General features: G+C 64.9%; 22 protein-coding genes and 1 tRNA gene. 19 read left to right on the forward strand and 4 right to left on the reverse strand.

Annotation, left to right across the window (positions count from 1 at the left end; genetic code table 11):
* Positions 1-140: 140 nt before the first annotated feature.
* Genes BM360_RS10690 through BM360_RS10700 form a run of 4 tightly spaced genes read left to right on the forward strand, consistent with a single transcriptional unit; the run spans position 141 to position 4,822 of the window.
* Positions 141-740: a hypothetical protein gene (locus tag BM360_RS10690; RefSeq protein WP_093314484.1), complete on the forward strand. Its 600-nt coding sequence runs from the start codon at positions 141-143 to the stop codon at positions 738-740.
* Complete coding sequence (locus BM360_RS19775) at positions 737-1,456, forward strand: hypothetical protein (RefSeq protein WP_207544581.1); 720 nt, start codon at positions 737-739, stop codon at positions 1,454-1,456. The genes BM360_RS10690 and BM360_RS19775 overlap by 4 nt, the downstream gene beginning before the upstream one ends.
* The gene (locus tag BM360_RS20120; protein ID WP_423228901.1) at positions 1,365-1,712 is read left to right on the forward strand and encodes a D-Ala-D-Ala carboxypeptidase family metallohydrolase; all 348 of its coding nucleotides are present in this window, start codon (positions 1,365-1,367) and stop codon (positions 1,710-1,712) included. Before BM360_RS19775 ends, BM360_RS20120 begins: the two co-directional genes overlap by 92 nt.
* On the forward strand, positions 1,709-4,822 hold the full coding sequence (locus BM360_RS10700) for a hypothetical protein (RefSeq protein ID WP_131819245.1): 3,114 nt from the start codon (positions 1,709-1,711) through the stop codon (positions 4,820-4,822). The genes BM360_RS20120 and BM360_RS10700 overlap by 4 nt, the downstream gene beginning before the upstream one ends.
* Here BM360_RS10700 and BM360_RS10705 read toward each other — a convergent pair.
* Positions 4,813-5,076 carry a hypothetical protein gene (locus BM360_RS10705; protein ID WP_093314490.1) on the reverse strand — a complete coding sequence of 88 codons (264 nt, stop codon included), beginning with the start codon at positions 5,074-5,076 and terminating at the stop codon, positions 4,813-4,815. The genes BM360_RS10700 and BM360_RS10705 overlap by 10 nt on opposite strands.
* A 263-nt stretch (positions 5,077-5,339) precedes the next feature.
* Entirely contained in the window at positions 5,340-6,122 is a 783-nt protein-coding gene (locus BM360_RS10710; protein WP_093314492.1) for a DUF3800 domain-containing protein, read from the reverse strand.
* 231 nt (positions 6,123-6,353) lie between these two features.
* On the opposite strand from BM360_RS10710, the gene BM360_RS10715 reads away from it, so the two are divergent.
* Together BM360_RS10715 and BM360_RS10720 are read left to right on the forward strand one after the other, a co-directional pair.
* Positions 6,354-6,569 (forward strand): MerR family transcriptional regulator, encoded by a 216-nt coding sequence (locus tag BM360_RS10715; protein ID WP_207544583.1) that lies wholly within the window; start codon positions 6,354-6,356, stop codon positions 6,567-6,569.
* A gap of 256 nt (positions 6,570-6,825) precedes the next feature.
* On the forward strand, positions 6,826-7,113 hold the full coding sequence (locus tag BM360_RS10720; RefSeq protein ID WP_131819248.1) for a hypothetical protein: 288 nt from the start codon (positions 6,826-6,828) through the stop codon (positions 7,111-7,113).
* A 476-nt stretch (positions 7,114-7,589) separates the two neighbouring features.
* Here BM360_RS10720 and BM360_RS10730 read toward each other — a convergent pair whose 3' ends face one another.
* A complete protein-coding gene (locus BM360_RS10730) occupies positions 7,590-8,531 on the reverse strand; it encodes a hypothetical protein (RefSeq protein ID WP_093314500.1) in 942 nt (313 codons plus the stop codon).
* A gap of 91 nt (positions 8,532-8,622) precedes the next feature.
* Between BM360_RS10730 and BM360_RS10735 the strand changes: the two genes are divergently transcribed.
* The 11 genes from BM360_RS10735 to BM360_RS10785 all read left to right on the forward strand — a co-directional run bounded on the left by BM360_RS10735 (position 8,623) and on the right by BM360_RS10785 (position 16,150).
* The gene (locus BM360_RS10735; RefSeq protein WP_131819249.1) at positions 8,623-9,612 is read left to right on the forward strand and encodes a PGN_0703 family putative restriction endonuclease; all 990 of its coding nucleotides are present in this window, start codon (positions 8,623-8,625) and stop codon (positions 9,610-9,612) included.
* A 301-nt stretch (positions 9,613-9,913) separates the two neighbouring features.
* Entirely contained in the window at positions 9,914-10,471 is a 558-nt protein-coding gene (locus BM360_RS10740) for a hypothetical protein (RefSeq protein WP_093314504.1), read from the forward strand.
* Positions 10,471-11,109 carry a hypothetical protein gene (locus BM360_RS10745; RefSeq protein ID WP_093314506.1) on the forward strand — a complete coding sequence of 213 codons (639 nt, stop codon included), beginning with the start codon at positions 10,471-10,473 and terminating at the stop codon, positions 11,107-11,109. Before BM360_RS10740 ends, BM360_RS10745 begins: the two co-directional genes overlap by 1 nt.
* The gene (locus tag BM360_RS10750) at positions 11,109-11,399 is read left to right on the forward strand and encodes a hypothetical protein (RefSeq protein WP_093314508.1); all 291 of its coding nucleotides are present in this window, start codon (positions 11,109-11,111) and stop codon (positions 11,397-11,399) included. Before BM360_RS10745 ends, BM360_RS10750 begins: the two co-directional genes overlap by 1 nt.
* A 3-nt stretch (positions 11,400-11,402) precedes the next feature.
* Positions 11,403-11,639 (forward strand): hypothetical protein, encoded by a 237-nt coding sequence (locus BM360_RS10755; protein WP_093314510.1) that lies wholly within the window; start codon positions 11,403-11,405, stop codon positions 11,637-11,639.
* 182 nt (positions 11,640-11,821) lie between these two features.
* Positions 11,822-12,163: a hypothetical protein gene (locus tag BM360_RS10760; RefSeq protein WP_131819250.1), complete on the forward strand. Its 342-nt coding sequence runs from the start codon at positions 11,822-11,824 to the stop codon at positions 12,161-12,163.
* Between the two features lie 150 nt (positions 12,164-12,313).
* The gene (locus BM360_RS10765; protein ID WP_242653446.1) at positions 12,314-12,784 is read left to right on the forward strand and encodes a hypothetical protein; all 471 of its coding nucleotides are present in this window, start codon (positions 12,314-12,316) and stop codon (positions 12,782-12,784) included.
* 72 nt (positions 12,785-12,856) lie between these two features.
* Positions 12,857-13,153 (forward strand): type II toxin-antitoxin system RelE/ParE family toxin, encoded by a 297-nt coding sequence (locus BM360_RS10770; protein ID WP_093314514.1) that lies wholly within the window; start codon positions 12,857-12,859, stop codon positions 13,151-13,153.
* A gap of 10 nt (positions 13,154-13,163) precedes the next feature.
* Entirely contained in the window at positions 13,164-14,297 is a 1,134-nt protein-coding gene (locus BM360_RS10775; protein ID WP_093314516.1) for a HigA family addiction module antitoxin, read from the forward strand.
* 12 nt (positions 14,298-14,309) lie between these two features.
* The gene (locus tag BM360_RS10780; protein WP_093314518.1) at positions 14,310-14,777 is read left to right on the forward strand and encodes a hypothetical protein; all 468 of its coding nucleotides are present in this window, start codon (positions 14,310-14,312) and stop codon (positions 14,775-14,777) included.
* 224 nt (positions 14,778-15,001) lie between these two features.
* Entirely contained in the window at positions 15,002-16,150 is a 1,149-nt protein-coding gene (locus BM360_RS10785) for a hypothetical protein (protein WP_093314520.1), read from the forward strand.
* A gap of 135 nt (positions 16,151-16,285) precedes the next feature.
* Here the strand turns inward: BM360_RS10785 and BM360_RS10790 are convergent.
* Positions 16,286-16,372, reverse strand: a tRNA-Leu gene (locus BM360_RS10790).
* 101 nt (positions 16,373-16,473) lie between these two features.
* On the opposite strand from BM360_RS10790, the gene BM360_RS10795 reads away from it, so the two are divergent.
* Positions 16,474-17,412, forward strand: a complete 939-nt coding sequence (locus tag BM360_RS10795; protein WP_093314522.1) for a complex I NDUFA9 subunit family protein — start codon at positions 16,474-16,476, stop codon at positions 17,410-17,412.
* Between the two features lie 42 nt (positions 17,413-17,454).
* Entirely contained in the window at positions 17,455-18,258 is an 804-nt protein-coding gene (locus BM360_RS10800) for an undecaprenyl-diphosphate phosphatase (protein ID WP_093314524.1), read from the forward strand.
* The last annotated feature ends 44 nt before the right edge of the window (positions 18,259-18,302 follow it).

Here is an 18,302-nt window from a genome sequence, read left to right on the forward strand (position 1 = left end):
CATCGAGATCGTCGAATTATTTGCGCGCTGGCAGTCTAATGACTTGCGTCCACGCCAACAGGGTGTAGAACAATCTCACGAGCCCAGCGTGCCCTAGCGCCGCAGCCGTTCCAACTCACTTCGGAACAGGCAGGCTCCCCATGCGCAAGCAGAACAACCGCAAGTCCAACCGACAGGCTCATCTCGGCTTCCGTGCCGATCAGCGGCTGCATGCCTTAGTGGACGCAGAGGCGCGGCGACGGGGTGTCGCGGCAAGCGAGTTCCTCCGGCAAGCTGTTGAAGCGGAGCTGGCGAAGGAAGATCCTGCCGATCAGGGGCTGGACCCAAAGCTAGTCGCGCTGGCGGCGACTGGCCGCGTAGATGCTCAGCGGGCGATTGCTCAGCTGGCGATGGGCTGGGCGAACGATCCGAGCTTTCCCCAAGAGCAGGTGTTCGCCGTTGCGGAGTTTGCCGCCCGGCTGGCTGCCGCACACGGCGATCCCAGCGACTTCCTCTATCTCGCGGGCATCCTGATGCACCGGGCGAACAAGCTGGCGACTTCCCCGCGGGAGGAGGAGCTGTTGATGGCGCAGGCCATCGAGCTGGTGAACCGCGCAGCCGATATGGGCCACGGCCCCGCGACTGAGCACCTGTCGAACGCCAAGCTGCTCGGCGTCCCTAACGAGATTTTCGAGTTGGCGGCCAACATTCAGGATTGCGGCTTGAGCGAGGTCGTCTGCACTGCGGAGATGGGTGCATGACATTCGCGCCGGTCGACCCTGGATCGCGCTGGGGCAACCCGTCCGCACCTCGGCTGCCCGAAGGCATGTTCGGGCGCCGCACCCCTCTGTCGATCGAAGGCATGGGGCCGCTGAACCCTGTGTCCGGCGCCCCTGATGTGGGCACCGCCCCGCAGATCAAACCGCAGTTCTTCGACAAGGGCGGGCTTGGCTCCAAGCTCCTGCGCGGTCTGGCGGAAGTCGGCCTCCAGTGGGGAGCCAGCGCCGGCAACCCCGCGTCCATGGCTGTCATCCGCAACCGTTTTGCACAGCAGGCTGAGGATCGACGCCAGAAAGCGTTGCTGGATCTCGATGCACGAAAGCGCACCCTTGATAACAGCGATTGGATCGCCCGCGAGAATTGGAAGCTCCAGCATCCGGACGACCAGTTCACGCAGTATATGAGGGCTGCTGGGATTGATCCCACCTCCCCACAGGGCCAGGCACTCTACCGCCAGCGCGCGGAGAGCATGGCCGCACCGCCGCTGATGGCGGTCGATGGCTTCGACGCGGCGGGCAACCCGACCAAGACGTTCATGCCGCGCACGGGGTTCGGGGCACCGACACCGCCCGCGCCCGTGGGGCCGCCTGTCGGCACTGTGCGCAATGGCTATCGCTTCATGGGCGGCGACCCGAAGGATCAGAACAACTGGTCGCCGACTGGAGGTGCTGGCTCCGGCCAGCAGGGCTTTCGTTGACCCGCGGGGCGCGCCGGGCACGATGACCAGCGGACGCCGCACCGTCGAGGGAAACCGGCTTGTGGGCGGCGTGCCGAACAGCCGGCACCTGGACGGGGACGCGGCGGACTACACCGGTACGACCCAAGCCGCCCTTCGCTCATACTTCGGGCCAGCGGCCTATATCCTCAACGAAGGCGACCACCTCCACGTTGAGCAGCGCGGCTACGGTCGCACCCCCTATTTCGGCCGTCGTGGGACGGTGGGAGCACGATGATGCAGCGTCAGCTTATGCCATGGGAAGAGGATTGGTCCCAGCAGTCGGCTCCGGCTTCGATGGGCGGACCCGGCTACTCCACAATCACGATCCCGCGCGATCCGCGGCAGGTAAGGCGCGAGGATAGCGCCGACGCTCGGGCGCAGCGCAGCGAGGACCGAGCGAACAGCAATGCTGAGCGGGTGGCTCGAAATGATGAGGCGCGCTTGGACCTAGAGCGCAGACGGCTTGCTCTCGCTGAGGCGGCGGCGAAGGCCAAGCTGCCGGGCGAACAGGACATGGACAGCGTTCGCGCGGAGGCGCTGGACAAGATCCGGCTGGCTCGCTCGCTTCAGCAACGGTCGCGTGACGGCTGGTTTACGACGGGCGTGGGCGCGGGCATCGCAAGCTCTATCGGTGGCACGCCTGCCTTTGACGTGAGCCAGGACACCGAGACGCTGAAGAATGCCGGCGCGCTTACCCGCATCATGGACATGGCAAAGCAGAACGGCGGCAAGAACCCGCTGACGCCGCTTTCCAACAGCGACTTCCAGGCGCTCGCCAGCAGCCTGTCCAACCTCAACACCAGTCAGAGCGACGCCCAATATCAGGCGAACGTCCAGCGCGTCATCGACCTCTACACGCGGGCTTATCAAGGCGCTGGCGGCACCGACCTAGAAGGCGATCTCGATCCGTCCAAGCGGCGTCGCAACGATGCGCCTCCGGTGGTTGGTGGCATCCCCGGCCGCCGCCCCCCGGGTGGAGTTGAGCGGTCGACGACTTACTACGGTGATGGCGGTTCTGGCGGCGCTGGCATGACCATCGCTGACGGTGGATTCAAGGTCGTTCCGAACCCGGAGAAGGCGGGCTTGAACGCTCGCGTCAACGCGATGATGCGGCAGGGCGCCAGCGATCAGGACGTGCGCGCCTTCCTGTCCTCGATCGGCGCGCCGGGCGTGGCCGATCGCGCTTTGAACTTTCGCCGCAAGAACCCCGGCTACAAGGGCGGCTATTCGGTCGACCTGGAGAGCATGCAGGCTCCCACCTCCAGCTGGAACCGGGCTGTTGCGTCTCCCGTGGGCACCGGAATTATCGCGGGCGTGGATGCCAGCATGGCTGGCATGAGCGACGAAGTCACCAGCCTATTGGGTGGCGGCACCCTTGCCGATCTGAACGCGCGCAAGCAGGCAGCTTTCGCGGCCAACCCGGGATCTGCGCTTGTCGGGCAAACGGTCGGCACGATTGGTGGCATGGCTGGCCTCGGCGCCGCTACGCGCGGCATCGGCCTAACCGGTCGCTTGGCGGCTCCGTTCACGGGCGATCTGATTTTCGGGGCTGCGTCGGGTGCGGGTCAGAGCAACGACAATCGCTTTTTAGGCGCTGGGCTCGGCCTCGCTGGTGCCGGCGCTGGCAACCTTGTGGGTCAGGGCGTCGCCAGCGGCGTCGGTGCGCTCGCTCGAACCCGTCCGGGCCTTGCCGCCGTGAACGGCACCCGCCGCATGTTCGCGGGTCGCGCGCCTATCTCCCCAGCCCCGCAACTCAGCCCAGCAGAACAGGTCTTCACCTCCAGCCTGAACCGGGCAGGCGTGCAGGACGTGCGCTCCAGCCTCACCGAAGCGCAGGCGCTCGGTGTGCCCATGACGCTGGCGGACACGAACTCGAACTTCCGTGAGCTGGCCGGCGCGGCTGTCCGTCGCTCGCCTACGGCGTCGGCCTATGCTGAAGGTTCGCTCATCCCCCGCAATCGCGGGCAATATGACCGGTTCGTCGGCGCGGTAGAGCGCGACCTTGGCCCCACCACGAATATTCCCCAGCGCAGCGCGGATCTGATGGCCGACGCTCGCGCCGCCTCCGCGCCGCTCTATGACCGCGCCTATGCCGCTTCGGTGCCCGACACGCCGGAGCTAGGCGCAGTCCTCGGCACGCCTTTCGGGCGACAGGCGCTTGGCCGTGCCCGGACTATCGCAGCGAATGAGCGCCGGTCGCCATCCGAGCTTGGCTTCGCTCTCGATGATGCCGGCAACACGGTCCTGAACCCGCGCCCCAACGAGGTTGTCGCTCGTCATCTCGACGCGCGCGCCGCGCTGGACGACGCGCAGGCGGCTTATAGGGCGGCGCGCAACTCCCCCGGCATGAGCCTGGAGGCGGCTCGCTCGCGAGTAGAAGCGGCCCGCGCTGCCTTGCGTGATGCCGAGCGAAGCCTCAATGCCGCACCCGACCCGAGCCTGTCAGCCAATGTCCCCGCCTACACGACGCAGACGCTCGACTATGTGAAGCGGGGCATGGACGACGTGCTGGAGGAGCGGCGCAATCCGCTTACCGGCCGCCTGCAGCTCGACGAGGCAGGGCGAGCACAGAACGGCGTGCGCAACCAGCTCGTCAACGAGGTGGATCGCCTGAACCCTGACTTCGCGGCTGCGCGGGCCGCCTATGCCGGACCAATGCAGGCCCGCGACGCGCTCGCCCGTGGGCAGGATGCTTATTCGCTTCACCCGGACGAGCTCGGCATGCAGGTCGGCGCGCAGACGCCCGAGCACCTAGCGCAGATGCAGCTCGGCTACCGCGGGGCCATGGTCGACCACGCCGGCCGGGTTCGCGATGCCAGCAATCCATGGGAAGCCACTCTCGGCTCGCCACTCTCCCGCGATCGACTCGGGGCGATGTATCCCGAGAACCCCGCCACCGATCGGCTTCTCCGCACGCGCGAGTTGGAAGGCACGCTCCAGCAGACCGATCACGCGGTGCTCGGCAACTCGCGCACGGCGCGCAATCAGATCGCAGACCAGAGCTTCCTTGAAAGCCCGCTCGTCCAAGGTGCGGCCGATGTTGGCGCCAGCATGCTAACCGGCGGCGTGCCGGCAGCAACCATGATGCGCATCGCTGCCGGCCGCGGCCTTCGCGACGCTACCAAGCTTGGCCTGGGCAAGCGGGCGGTAAGGAAGGCCGACGATCTGGCGCCCCTCATGCTCAACCCCGATCCGGGTGCCGGGCTTTCGACGATCAGCGACGTGCTCGCCCGGCAGCAGGCATATTCGGCCTACCTGGAGGCGACTACCCCGCGTCGCTTGCTTGGCATGTTCGGCCGTGGCGCCGGCAGCCAAGCCGCGCCAGCGCTGCTCAACTACTGGTGAAGTGGCACGGGTGACGTCATCAACGTCCAGCCCATCGCGAGTCCCAGCACGATGATCGAGAGGTAGGCGAGCCAGAAGATGCGCTCGCCTCGCTTTACCGAGAGATCGGGCACGTAGATCCCTCGCCAGTTTCGGCGAGCGGTTCTCACGCGCGGACCGTTCCGCCAGCGGAAATAGCGGTCGACCAAGGGCGAGACGATGCCACGATAGATCGCGATGCCCACCGAGGTGGCGATGATCGGCTTCAGGTCCATGTCGGCCCAAGTTACATCCAAGCAACGCTAGACGCCAACCACATTGCGTGGCTGATGCAGAGCGCGTGCGACAGAGATGGCGACTTGCTTCCCGTCACTGCTGATAGCGGTGGCTTGATGGTCGATAAGCTTGACGGACCAGCCTTCTCGAATCATATCTGCAACCGTCGCGCAGGCCAGAGGGGTCGGTAGACACCTAGAGCCGGCACCGCCGCCCCGTGATGGCATCTGCCGACGGCGCAGAGCTTAGGGCGGCGGGACACTCAGAAACCAAAGTAGAATCGCATCCACGCCAAGCGAGGGTCTGTCATCGGGAAGCTATCGGCCTCGCTGGGGAAAAGCTTCAGACTGTTTCCCCGGTAAACTTTTGCAGGCGCGTAATACCTGCTCAGGAGCTCTATCTGTGGGCGGTTATCGGTGATGCCGAACTCCGTAGACTCGACTGCCAGTGTAAGTGCACTCGCCGCCGCATCCGCAAACAGACACCCATCAGATTCATGGTGAGGCACAGCTGACAGCAGTGCAGGGTCGATATGCTCCCATGCCGCACGTGAGCTGCGATCCGCTTCTGGCAGCCTTTCGATATACTTCGCTAGTTCTTCGTACGGGAACTTGCTTCTTTTTGAGAAGACAAGCTGACAACGCTTGTCCTCACTTGTTGCACTTTTAGAATCCCGGCAAATCCAAGAAATGCGTTCGACTAGGAACTTCCCGTAATAGAAATAGAGGCGTTTGTGATCTGTGCGCAACTTCTCATTCGTAAGAGACGGCTTGTGAACCAGGATGCTGGTTATTAAAACCGGCATTTCCGCGAGCGCTTGGCAGATCCGGATCTTCCTCTTTGGATCTAGAGAAGTAAACTTGAAAGACCAATCGGGCGACCTCCTATACTCTGCTCTGAAGGCTGTAATTCGCTCGGAAAGCGTCGGCACGTGCGCTTGAGTGGTCACTACGGCGGTAAGGCCGAACCACTCACTGGCGCCCTTTCCATGATCCCCACCCTCGCAGCCAGATTCATCGATGTATGCGACAAAGGTCCCGGTCATGCCGAACAAAAGGCCAGTCTACCGGTCGAGAGTCAACGTCGCACCCTCCGTCACTAATCCCGCGAATCGCGTGATTGCTACTGTTCTCGCGCGACACCTCAGCAGCCTCCTGACCCCTGAGGGGCCGTCTCCGCGTGCCCGCCCCGAACCGCTGGGGCACATGCCCGTCGCCGCGCCTGAGCGACGCAACCGCCCCTCTTTATATGCCGCCGCCAACAAAGGAGGCGAGCAATGCACGACCGCTTATTACCTGCCGTCATGTCCGTGGCCGAGTTCAGCGCGTGGGCGCGGCTCGGTAAGACCCGCATCTATGAAGAGATCGCATCCGGCGCGCTGAAGACGTTCACTGTCGGCCGCCGCCGGTTGATCGCCACCGCCGACGCGCATGACTGGCTTGCGCGTTACCAGTGCGCCCGGCCCGCCCTGCGCTTGGTGGGCCGCGCCTGATGAGCCGGCCAAAGCGCGTAATCAAGCGCAGCCTTTACGGCCCTAACTACATGACCCTCGCTGAGGCGGCTAATTATTTGCGGATCACGCGAATGGATCTCCGTCGGCTTATTCGCGCCAAAGCCTTTAGGGAACATTACTCCAAAGAACTGCCGACTCTCGTCAGCACTATCGACGTTCTACGATGGGAACGCTTCCTGCCCAAGAACTACGACTGGTGGGACCATCCTCAATGGGCAATGCCGGTATGAGAGGCGTGACTCCACGCATCGACCTGCGCGATGTCCGGTTTCAGCTGCCGGTCGATCTGCATTGGACCGGCGACGATGACCGGATCACGGAGGCGATTAACTGGCTCACGCGCGCCGGCATCCCGCTTGCGCGCCCGTCCGCTATCCAGCTGAAGATCGGCCCGCTGTCCTTCTACCCCAAGAGTGGCACGCTGAACTTCGACAACCAAGCGCGGTTGCCAGAGCGCGGCCTGGTTGGGCTTCGCACCGTGCTGGAACAGGCGACCGGGCGTTCGCTCCCGCCCATCGACTAGAACGCTGAGGCAGTCGCGTGCCGATGCGCCTGCGGCCCGGCTGCCCTCCCGCCTATCTATATCAACACCTTCAGCTGCACCTTGAGCTTCAGCTTCTGTGTCACCTTCAGCAACAACCCCTTCCGGCTGCGAGAGAACCAATGTTTGAGAAGGAACCTTTTACTTCCGGTGCTACGACGTCTGCCTTTAGCGTACGCGTGAGCGCGCTCTCGTTCTCCTACGCCGCCGCGGTGCGCCAAGCCATCGGCGCTGGCTTGCTGGATGCCGAGGTACGCGGCGGTGAGTGCTACGTTAGCCGGTACGATCTGCTCGACCTAGCTGGGCCGATGGCGGACCAAGATGACCCCGCTGGCGGCTGCTATATTCCGCCGGAGGCAGTGGTGCAGCTGGGGCCTAGTTGAGCATCCGACCCTCTTCAGAATGAGGAACTTAGGTGCCCCGACCCTCCAGTTCCGCACCCGATCCCTCTAGTTCGCCTAAAATCCTCCGGTTTCCCTAATTACCTTCAGCTGCGCGTAGAGCTCCCCATGGGTTAGAAAATGATCGCCCATGCGCAGATCTTCGAGGTCGTAGGCATCAGGCCACAGATGGACCTTGCCCCAGATCCGTTCGGCAGCCGCAAGCGCTTGGGGGCCAAGCGAGCGGGTTCGTCCAACCCGCGGGCCTTCGATCACACCTTGGGGCACAACCCGGCGGTCGAACTCTTCCAGAAGCAGCGAGAGATGCGTGTTGCCATACTGGTGAAGGTTGAGGATGCCCTCCGGATCGACGCCTTTCATCAGATAGTTAAACACCTTCCACTGCTCGCGCGTGCTGTCACCCAGCGGCGTGGAGAGGATCAGCCGCTCCTTAGGCTGTACGCGCCGCCGATCGGGTGCTGGCACTTCCGCAAGCTTGTGTGCTGCGCGACGTGCCCAGGTGCGGAAAGATGTAAAGTGCTCGCCCGGGACGTGCATGAGGAAGTGGCTGTGCAACCCAAGCACCTTGCCGACCTCCTTCACCCAGATGCCGCCATAGGGCAGCTTGGGTCGCCCGCCTTCGTAGTTCGCCCAGGTCCGCATCAGCTCCAAAAAGCGGGCATGTAGGTGGCCGGCATAGCCAGCATGCCGCACGCCGCCGACTGACCACGAAACCGTCACGAAGGTGTTTAGGATCATCCGCTGGACGTTGGCCGTCGCCACCGCTTCGTACATGCGGCGGAACTCGGCCTCGGTGATCACGTCGGAGCTATGGCGTGGCGCAGGCGCCCGCATTGGCGTGCTCCCCACCACCACCCGCGATTGCGAGCCCTTGCCCAGCACGGCGCGGGCGCGGCCCTGCCGGTCAATCACGTCGTGACCATCGCGACGCAGGGCGGCTATGCGCTGCTCCCGTTCATCCAGGTGGCGGAAGCGGTCGCTGTCGGCGGGCTCGTCCATGTCGGTTAGGTACGGCGATGTCGTGAAGATCGTCTAGCCTGCTGTGAATCCTCCATGCCCGTCATCTCGGCGGGATCATTGGAGATCGACGTTGGAACGAACGCACCTGCCCCTCATCCCCGAACCCATCCTTCGCCGGCACCATGTGCTGGAAAATCACGACAACCGCTTCCGCACCAACGTCCGGCTGCTTCAGGCTTTCTGGCGCACCGGCCGCGAACTGCGCATCGGCCGCCACACCGCCGCAGACGGCACCAAGCGCCTGCTCGGGTCCCGCATCAGCAATACCGCGGGGCGTGCCGGCGGCAACTTCATGTCGGCCGAGATCGCGCGGCTGGTCTATCGCGAGCACACCTACCGCGAGCCGTGGTCGAACTATGACGAGCAGCGGCTATGGACGAACCTCCTGTCCTCGCAGCCGCTGGTGTTCAACGCCTTCGGCCCGCTGCGGCTCGATCCGACGCTGGCAACCGCGATGCTCCGTGCGATCTGCCCGGACCTGGCCGACGCGACGGCCGACGCCGTGCTGTTCGAGCACTCGCCCGGCCGCGGTGTCGCCGAGCTGACCGGCGATCACACCGCCTGGGACGTGGCGATCACCTATACGCGTGAGGGTGGGGCCAGGGGCATCGTCGCGATCGAGGTCAAATACAGCGAGAGCGGCTGGGAGCCGGTCAAGGAGCTGCGGTCCCGTTATGCCGAGCTGATGCCGGCCACCGGGCTGTTCCTCGATCCGACCGCGCCCGAGCTGCGGAGGGCACCCATCCAGCAGCTGATGCGCGAGCATGTGCTGTTGCAGGCGACGATCGCGCGTGGTGACTATGCCGAGGGGCGTTTCATCGTGATTGCCCCCCAGCTGAACCGGCCGATGCAGTCGGCGTGCCGGCGGTATGCGGCGCAGCTAGCCGAGCCGGCCGAGGGTAAAGCGGGGTTTGGTGTCGTCACGCTGGAGGCGTTCATGGCCGCCATGCGGAAGGTCGGTGACGAAGCTTACTCCGACGCGCTGTTCGACCGCTACATCGACTGGTCGCAGATCGACGACGCTATCGAGGAGAGCTTCCTGGCCTCGCTGGCTGAGTGAAGGACAGGGGCTAGGTTAGCCGCTCAGCCCCTTCTTCACCAACGTTCGTATGGCTTCCGGGCGTGAAGGCTTCGGGTCCGGTTGCTCCTCAACCCACGCGTCGAGATCAGCTCGCTCATCAGCCGGCATGCGAACCATGATGCCTACCTGCCGGCCACCCTGTGGCTTCCTGCCTCGCTTTTTCGGGGTATCCCCTATTGACGCGCTCATACAATCGGGATACCCCGAACAACAGAACGGCGCAAGGCTCCTACACCTCGCGCCGCTCCTAACCGCAACACCTGATCAGAGGTGATTGGCTATGTCGACTCTACCGCTGGGCGTGCGCCCGGCCAACCCCACACGCGCCATCGATAGCGACCAGACGGACGCGCTGGCATCCCTGACCGCCTCCGCCGACGCTATTGCATCCACGGCGCAGCGCCTGCTGTCGTCGGCGTTTGCTGGCCTGTTCATGCGCTGGGCTGTCACCGCTGCGGCACTGTCCGGCATGACGACCGACGAGGAAGGCAACCAGCTATGCAGCGAGTTGAGCGTCGTTAGCGAAGAGATCGCGACCCTCGCCCCCGGCAACTCCCACGACCTCGCCCTCAAGCTCTACCTGCTGATCATCGAAGCTGCGGATGCCTCCTGCATGGGGCCGGTGCGCGCCGAGGCACCGAACCCTTCTGACAGCAGCGTCGAGCATAGCGCGAAAGCCGTGCTCCCCGACCTCGAACGGCTTTCCGGATTGCCGGCGATGATCGAGGACATGGCGGAGGAAGCATGGCGCCTTTCTGGCAGCCCCACGGCTTGGTCGGCTGAAGTCCGCGCCACGGTGGCCGACGCGTTTAGCGCCCCCGTGCAGGAGGCGCAGTGATGGACGCGCTGAACCCAACCCGCCGCGCGCTGCTCGGCTCGGCCTTGCTGGCGCCCATCGCTACGGCGGCCGTCGCAATCCCAGTCGCTGCGCCAGCGGTCGATCGCAGCGAGTGGGATCGGGCGAAGGCCGCCCAGGACGCCGCCAAGCGCGCGTATGAAGCGGCTACCAAGCCTGCCGCTGACGCGACCGCCGCTTATCAGGCGAACCCGGTTCCCGTGCCTGAGAAAGCGATCAAGCGCGAGTTCTGGAGCTATGCGCACCAGGATTACGTGCTCCGCGGGCTGGATCTGGATGACCACGAGCAGCGCATCCGCACTGACGGCTTCGGAACGCCAGAGAGCCGCGCCAAGCGCATTGCCGATGTGCAAGCCATCCGTGATCACCGTGCAGCAGATGACGCTCTCCGGGATCGCACAGGTTATGATCGGCTGCACGAGCTGAGCGACGAGGCCTGCGACGCGTGGACCGACGCGGCGTGGGAGGCGATCCTGACGCCGGCACCAGACCTGTCCGCCATCCTGTGGAAGCTCGAATGGCTGTTTGGCTCGGATAAGAACAACAACAGCAGCTACAGCATCGAGGCGATCCGCACCGTCGAAGACGACCTGCGCCGACTGAACGGGGAGGCTGCCTGATGGAGTGGCCGAACACCAGCAGCCGAGCCGCCTGGGACAAAGCGCTTGCCGAGTACCAGCGCCTGCGAGGCATCGCCGATGCAACCGCTGACGACGACAGCGTAGATCGGGCGGTAGACGCCTACCATGACGCGATGGACGTGCTGCTCGTGGAGACGCGCGCGCCCGACGCGGCGGCGGCCTGCCTCAAGATCGACCTGCTGCGATCGCGCTTCGACGGCTTCACCACGCCGGACGAGCACTGGAACGCGCTGAAGGCTGATCTCCACTCGCTGATAGGGGAGGCATGAGCGATGGCCACTCAGCACACCGCTCCCGTCGCTCCCTTCCACCCCTCCGCCTGGCTCACCGCCTTCGAGCAGATCGGCGGCAGCTACGCGCTTGGCGCCGGGCAGACGCTCTACCTGTTCGTGTCGAACTGCACCGACGCGGATCTCGCCACTGTTATGCGGCACATCATCGGCCGGCCGGAGCGTCGCGACGCGATCAAGGCCGCGATCGAAGCCAAGCGCATGGGGGAGGCCGCGTGATGGCCGCTACGCCCTTCTTCGTCGCGTCCGCCGATCGCAACCGCGCCCAGCCATGGCGACGCTTCCGCTACCGGCGTTGGACCCGGCCGAGCAGCCTTCCATCACCCGAGTCGATGCTGTCGGCGATCCCATCGCTCCCGCGCTCGATCCTATCACAGCTCACCCAACGCATGATCGACCGCATGGACGAGCTCGACGGCGATCCGGACATGGAGCTCGCCGGCTTCAACGAAGGCTATGTCCGCGACCACCGCAGCGCCGAACACCGCGACGTGGCCGCATGCCTCGCCGCACTTGATGATGCCGAGGAAGACGATCCTGCCGAGGACGACGGGATCAGCAACGAGGATGACGATCCAGCCGGCGGCGACGTGGATGACACAGGCGAGGGCTTCACCGCCATCGAAGGCGTCAACCAGACCGATTGGGCCGGCGCCTCCCTCGCGCATGGTGACGGCCTGCGCCATGAGGACGAGGAGGACGATGATCCCCGTGGATGGCGTCGCCGGGTGAAACAGCGATGAGGGCGCTCGCAACTCTCGCACAGCTGGAGATCGCCCACGACTAGCTCCCCAGCATACCAGCCTCGGCACCAGCAGCCCGTCGCCCGCGACAAGCGAGCGGCGGGTTTGCCGCGTTCGCCGCGCGTTCACCGCTTCCACGACAGCCTCGCCATGTCCGAGGCGCACGCGGACAGCGACTGGTGGATGGACACCTATCGCCGCGCCTTCCCGCGGCTGCGGTCGGCCGTAGCGGTGCGACAAGACGGATGGGCGCAGCGGGCCGGCGTGGATCGGGTGCTGACGCTCGCGTGCGGGCGGACCTTCACCGTGGACGAAAAGGTGCGGGCGGAGGAGTGGCCGGACATCCTGCTGGAGCAGTGGAGCGACGAGCAGCGGCGCGTGCCAGGCTGGGTCCAGAAGCCGCTGGCCTGCGACTTCATCTGTTATGCCTACGCGCCAACCGGCGTTTGCTACCTGCTGCCCGTCCCAGCGCTCCAGCGCGCATGGCGGATGAACGGGCGGGCATGGATCAAGGAGTATGGCCAGCGCCGCGCGCAGAACTCCGGCTACGTGTCGGTCAGCGTGCCAGTGCCGCGAGCGGTGCTGATGTGGGCGTTGGTGGACGCAATGGTGGTCGCCTGATGGACCCGACTGAACGCCATGCGTTCAGTCGGTGATTGACGTACCTGACGATCGGCTTTAGGCTGATTCCACATGAGGATCGAGTTCGCTGATGAAGCACTCAAACGAATATGCACGGACGAGGCTCACAAGCTCGGGCTTCCGTTCGCGGTCATCAAAGCCGCGCAGCGGAAGCTATTGCAGCTTGAGGCGGCTGTCGACGAGCGCGACCTCCGAAACCTGAAGAGCTTGCACTTTAAAAAGCTCCAAGGAGCCCGAAGTGGAAGACATTCGGTGAGGGTTAATGGTCAATATCGCATCGAGTTTACAATTTCAGAAGGCTTAAAACCCCCGGTGATCACCATTCTGGAGATTGGTGATACACATTGAAGGAAACAGTATGAGCATTGCCGCTTGCCTTGATGATGTTCCCCATCCCGGCGAGTTCGTGCGTGAAGAGATCGAAGCGCGCGAGTGGTCGCAGCGCGACTTGGCTTACATCCTCGGCGTTCCGGAGCAGGCGGTGGGTCTGATCCTGTCGGGCAAGCGTGGCATCAGTCCCGAGATGGCGAAAGCGCTCGGAAAGGCTTTCGACGTATCCGCAGATTACTTCGCCAACTTGCAGCAGGCGTTCGAGATGTCGAATGCCCGTGCACCTGACCCTGCGGTAGAGCGGCGTGCGAGGTTGCAGAGCGCTTACCCGATCCGTGAAATGATCAAACGCGGCTGGTTGACGGACACCAATATCGGACTGCTCGAACAGCAGGTAATGCGCTTCTTCTGCCGGAACGACCTCGACGCCGTGCCCCACCTCGCTCATGCGGCGAAGAAGGCGGATTACAGAGAGACATCGCCAGTCCAGCTCGCATGGCTATTCAGGGTTCGTCAGATCGCTGCGGAAATGCCGACCGTTGGCTATTCCGCTTCTAAGCTGCGCGCCATGGTTGCGGATCTGCCGCGGTATATGCGAGACCCTGAGGAGATCAGGCACATTCCCCGGCTGCTGTCCGAGTGCGGTGTCCGCTTTGTTATTGTCGAGACACTGCCCAAGGCCAACATCGACGGCGCCTGTTTTTGGTTGGATAATAAGTCGCCTGTCGTGGGGATGACGGTCAGGCATGACCGCATCGACAACTTCTGGTTCGTTCTCCGGCACGAGCTCGAGCACGTGCTGAATGGCGACGGCCGCGGCGAGCTAGATGGCGGCCAGGTGGACGTTGATCTCGAAGCATCCGGATCTCGGGATGACCTGCCGCCAGCCGAGAAGAGGGCGAACGACGCAGCTCAAGACGCGTGCGTCCCGGCGGATGAGATGGAGTCATTCTACATCCGTAAATACCCTTACATTGCGGAGAAGGATGTCGTGGGTTTTGCAGGGCGTGTGGGGCGGCACCCCGGCATTGTCGTCGGTCAGCTGCAGCGGCGGATGAACCGCTACGACTGGCTCGCGCGCCACAAGGTGAAGATCAGGCAGTTCTTGATCGGCGCGAGCGTGGTCGATGGCTGGGGCAGCGTTGCCCCGGCGTCACTCTGAAGGAGCGTGCGGATGACCTACAATGAGCAGCTTCAGAAGGTTTGGCACTCCTTTGAGAAGGAGCACGGCCACGTGCCTGCAACTGCCCGCGATGCGGTCCAGTGGGGTGTTGAGCGGCGGATGATCGAAACGCCGCCTGTCGACCCGTTGGCAAAGCTGGCCGAAGACATGTCTCGAGCTCTTCGCGAGGAATACGCCACCGATCGGGAGGGGCGACGCTATCGTGTGAACCACGCGGTTCGGGTTACTCGTGGTGGCGTCCAGTACACCTTTTGGGCGATGATGTCGGACGCGCCTCGTGAGCACATGCAGAAGGCTTTTATCCAGCGACGCGAACAGATCGTTGGCGATTGCGTCCAGCTCGCCACCGACGTCGAAGCGTATAATGGAATGAAGAAGGGCGAACCGATCCCCATGCTGTTCGACTTCAGGGACGACGTAGAGGAGCGGCGCTACTGGGACGGCAAGAAGGCCGCGTAGCGCACGCGTAACCCGTCTTTCACGATGCCGCGTGTTCAGACGACGGCGCTGGCAGATCCGCTTCCAGCCCGCCGTTCGATCTCCGCGTCCGCAGCGTGCGGCAGCTGCACCAACAGGTCACATCAGCCCATGTGCTGGCTCAAGCTGGGAACGAACCCGTTTGCCCCAAAGTGGCGTTGCACCGCCTCTTTCTCTGCAATTCTGGATCTGCCAGCCTCGCCGCCATGTACGGCTGGGCCAATCATCGCATCACCCGAGACGACCTGATCGCATTCGCGTGGTCCGCGCCCATGCGCGAGCTCGCGAAGCAGGTGGGCCTCTCCGACGTCGGGCTGAAGAAGGCTTTGAAGGCGCACGGAGTCGCAGGCCCACCGCAGGGATATTGGAACAGGGTTCACGCAGGGCGACCAGTGCCCGATCGACCGAAGGCTCCCGCACGACGGCCCGGCGAACGCCCGTACATCCTTGTCGACAATCGGTTCAGCGGTCTGCCGACCGCACCCCTGCCCTCCTCAGCCGGCCCATTCGCATCGGCGAAGGTGCCGGAAGACCTTGAGCAGCTGCGCGTGCAGGAGCGAAGCGCGATCGGGCGAGCGGTGTCGGCCGGCAAGATCGTAGTCCCCCACTCCGCCATTCGGTCGCTCCTCGCCCGCGATGAGAAGGATCTGGCCAAGGCATCCACAACGCTTTGGCACCGACCGACGCCGCTGTTCGACAGCCCTTATGAGAAGCGTCGCCTGCGCATCCTCAACGCCATATTCCTGACGCTGGCCAGGCGCGGCCATGGTGCCTCCGCCTACGTAGACGGAACGCACACCGAGTTCGCGGTGGTCATCGGCGACACGCGAGTTCCGCTGCATCTCGGCGAGACCGGCAGAAAGAGCGGCAGTTACAACCGCTACAATGCGCCGCACCCGGACCCGAAGCGCGGAGCCTCGGTAAAGCTGGAGCTGACTGCCGAAACAGCTCGCTGGGCCGACGATGAAGATGGGACGCTCGAGACGAAGATTGCGGATATATGCGCCGGCCTCATCGTCGAGGGCGAGCGCGAGTATCGGTCTGAACTCCGTCGCCTTGAGGAGGCGGAGGAGCGCCAGCGGCTCGAGGCCGAAAAGCGCCGTCAGGAGCGATTGCGTAAAGCCAACGAGGCTCGCGTCGCCGCGCTGGTGGAGAGCGGTCGCCTGCTTGCCGAGGCGGAGAACCTGCGGAGCCTCATAGCCAAGGTGGCCAAGGCAGTCGAAGCCGGTGCGCTGGATCTGCCGCCCAATGCGCTGGCGGAATGGCGAGCATGGGCCGACGGCGAGGCCGACAAGACCGACCCGGTCACATCCGGCCAGGTCCGCGCGCACCTTCTGCCGCCGACCGACGATTGAAGCTGCGGCGCCGTGGCCGCGTACGTTCGCCCCGGATCGCGGCCGATCGGAGGGCGAAGTGGGTTTCGGTGAGGGAACGCCGAAGCAAAGCCGCGCCGCTTTCGCGGCGTTCTCAACGACTTAGCTGTAGGAAAATGGTGCCCAGAAGAGGACTCGAACCTCCACGACCTTGCGATCGCCAGCACCTGAAGCTGGTGCGTCTACCAATTCCGCCATCTGGGCACGGGGTAGGCGGCGGCCTTTAGGGGTGGCGGCACGGCCTTGTCAACGGCCCTTTCGCCCGGCATTGGCTGCGGCGCAGCACGACGAGGGTATCGCGAGACATGACGCAACTGGTGACGCTGTTCGGCGGCGGCGGATTTCTCGGCCGCTATCTGGCGCGCGAACTGATGAAGACGGGCACGCGCGTGCGCTTCGCCGCGCGCCGTCCGGAGCGGGCCTGGTTCCTGAAGCCGCAGGGCGGCCTCGGCCAGACCCAGTTCGTCGCGGCCGACGTGCGCCGCCCCGAGACGGTGGAGCGCGCGCTGCTCGGCGCCGATGCGGCGGTGAACCTGGTCGGCGTGCTGAAGGGCGATTTCGACGCCTATCATGTCGATGGCGCATGCAACGTGGCGGAGGCGGCGGCGCGGCTGGGCGTCAAGGCGCTGGTGCAGATCTCCGCGCTCGGCGCGGATCCGGCGGGCACGTCGCGATACCAGCGCAGCAAGGGCGAAGGTGAAGCGGCGGTGCGCGCCGCCTTCCCCGCCGCCACGATCCTGCGCCCGTCGGTGCTGTTCGGTCCCGAGGACGGCTTCGTGAACCTGTTTGCGAAGCTTGCGCGCGTCGCGCCGTTCCTGCCGGTGATCCGCCCGCAAGCGAAGTTGCAGCCGGCGTGGGTCGCGGATGTGGCGCGTGCGGCGGCGCAGGCGGTGCTCGATCCCGCGCGCCATGGCGGGCACACCTATTCGCTCGGCGGCCCGCAGGTGCTGACCATGGCGGAGCTGAACCGCATGATCCTCGGCTGGATCGGCCGCGATTCGCGTGTCTGGGAGGTGCCCGATGCGCTGTCGCAGGGGCTGGTCTCGATGACGGGGTGGCTGCCGGGTGCGCCGGTCACCGCGGACCGGTTCCAGACGCTAGGCCAGGACAATGTCGTGCCCGCGGGAGCGGAAGGCTTCGCCGCCTTCGGGATCGAGCCGACGCCGCTCGGCGCGGTCGCGCCCGGCTGGCTGGTCCAGTACCGCCGCCACGGCCGTTTCGGGCTGAACCAAGCCGCTCGCTAACCGCCGGGCGCCCCTCCCCCCTCTCCCGCAAAGGCCCTCGCCATGGATGCCTCCTGGCTGACCATCGTCCTGCTCGGCATCGTCGAGGGGCTGACCGAGTTCATCCCCGTCTCCTCGACCGGGCATCTCGTTCTCGCCGGCGAGCTGCTCGGTTTCCGTAGTGCCGCGTCGGCGACGTTCGACATCGTGATCCAGCTGGGCGCGATCCTGGCGGTGCTGGTTTATTACCATCGCCGCTTCACGGGCGTGCTGGCGGGCCTTGCGCGGCGCGATCCGGCGGCATGGGCGTTCAGCCGCAACGTGGCGCTGGGCTTCGTGCCGACGCTGATCGTGGGCGCGCTCGCTTATTCGGCGATCAAGGCGATGCTGGAGACGCCGGCGATCGTGGCGTGGGCGCTGATCATCGGCGGTGTCGCGATCCTGGTGATCGAACGGCTGGTGAAGCGACTGACGATCCACTCGGTCGAGACGATCCCGCCGGCCAAGGCGGTGCTGATCGGCCTGATCCAGTGCCTGTCGATGATTCCGGGTGTCAGCCGCTCGGGCGCGACGATCATGGGTGCGCTCAGCCTTGGCGTCGAGCGGCGCGTGGCGGCGGAATATAGCTTCTTCCTCGCGGTGCCCGTCATGCTGGCCGCCTCCGCCAAGGAATTGTGGCAAGTGCGCGACACGCTGGGCGACAGCGCATGGGGCCAGATCGGGCTTGGCTTCGTCGTCTCGTTCGTGGTGGCGCTGGCGGTGATCCGTGGCTTCCTGGCGATCGTCACGCGGCATGGGTTCGCACCATTCGCGATCTACCGGATCGTCGTTGGCGGTATCGCTCTGGTGTGGCTAGCTGGACGGTAGGTCCGCATCGGCATCATCTACTCGACTGAGATTAGAGCCGGTCC

This window comes from Sphingomonas jatrophae, assembly GCF_900113315.1.
Taxonomy (GTDB): Bacteria; Pseudomonadota; Alphaproteobacteria; order Sphingomonadales; family Sphingomonadaceae; genus Sphingomonas_P; species Sphingomonas_P jatrophae.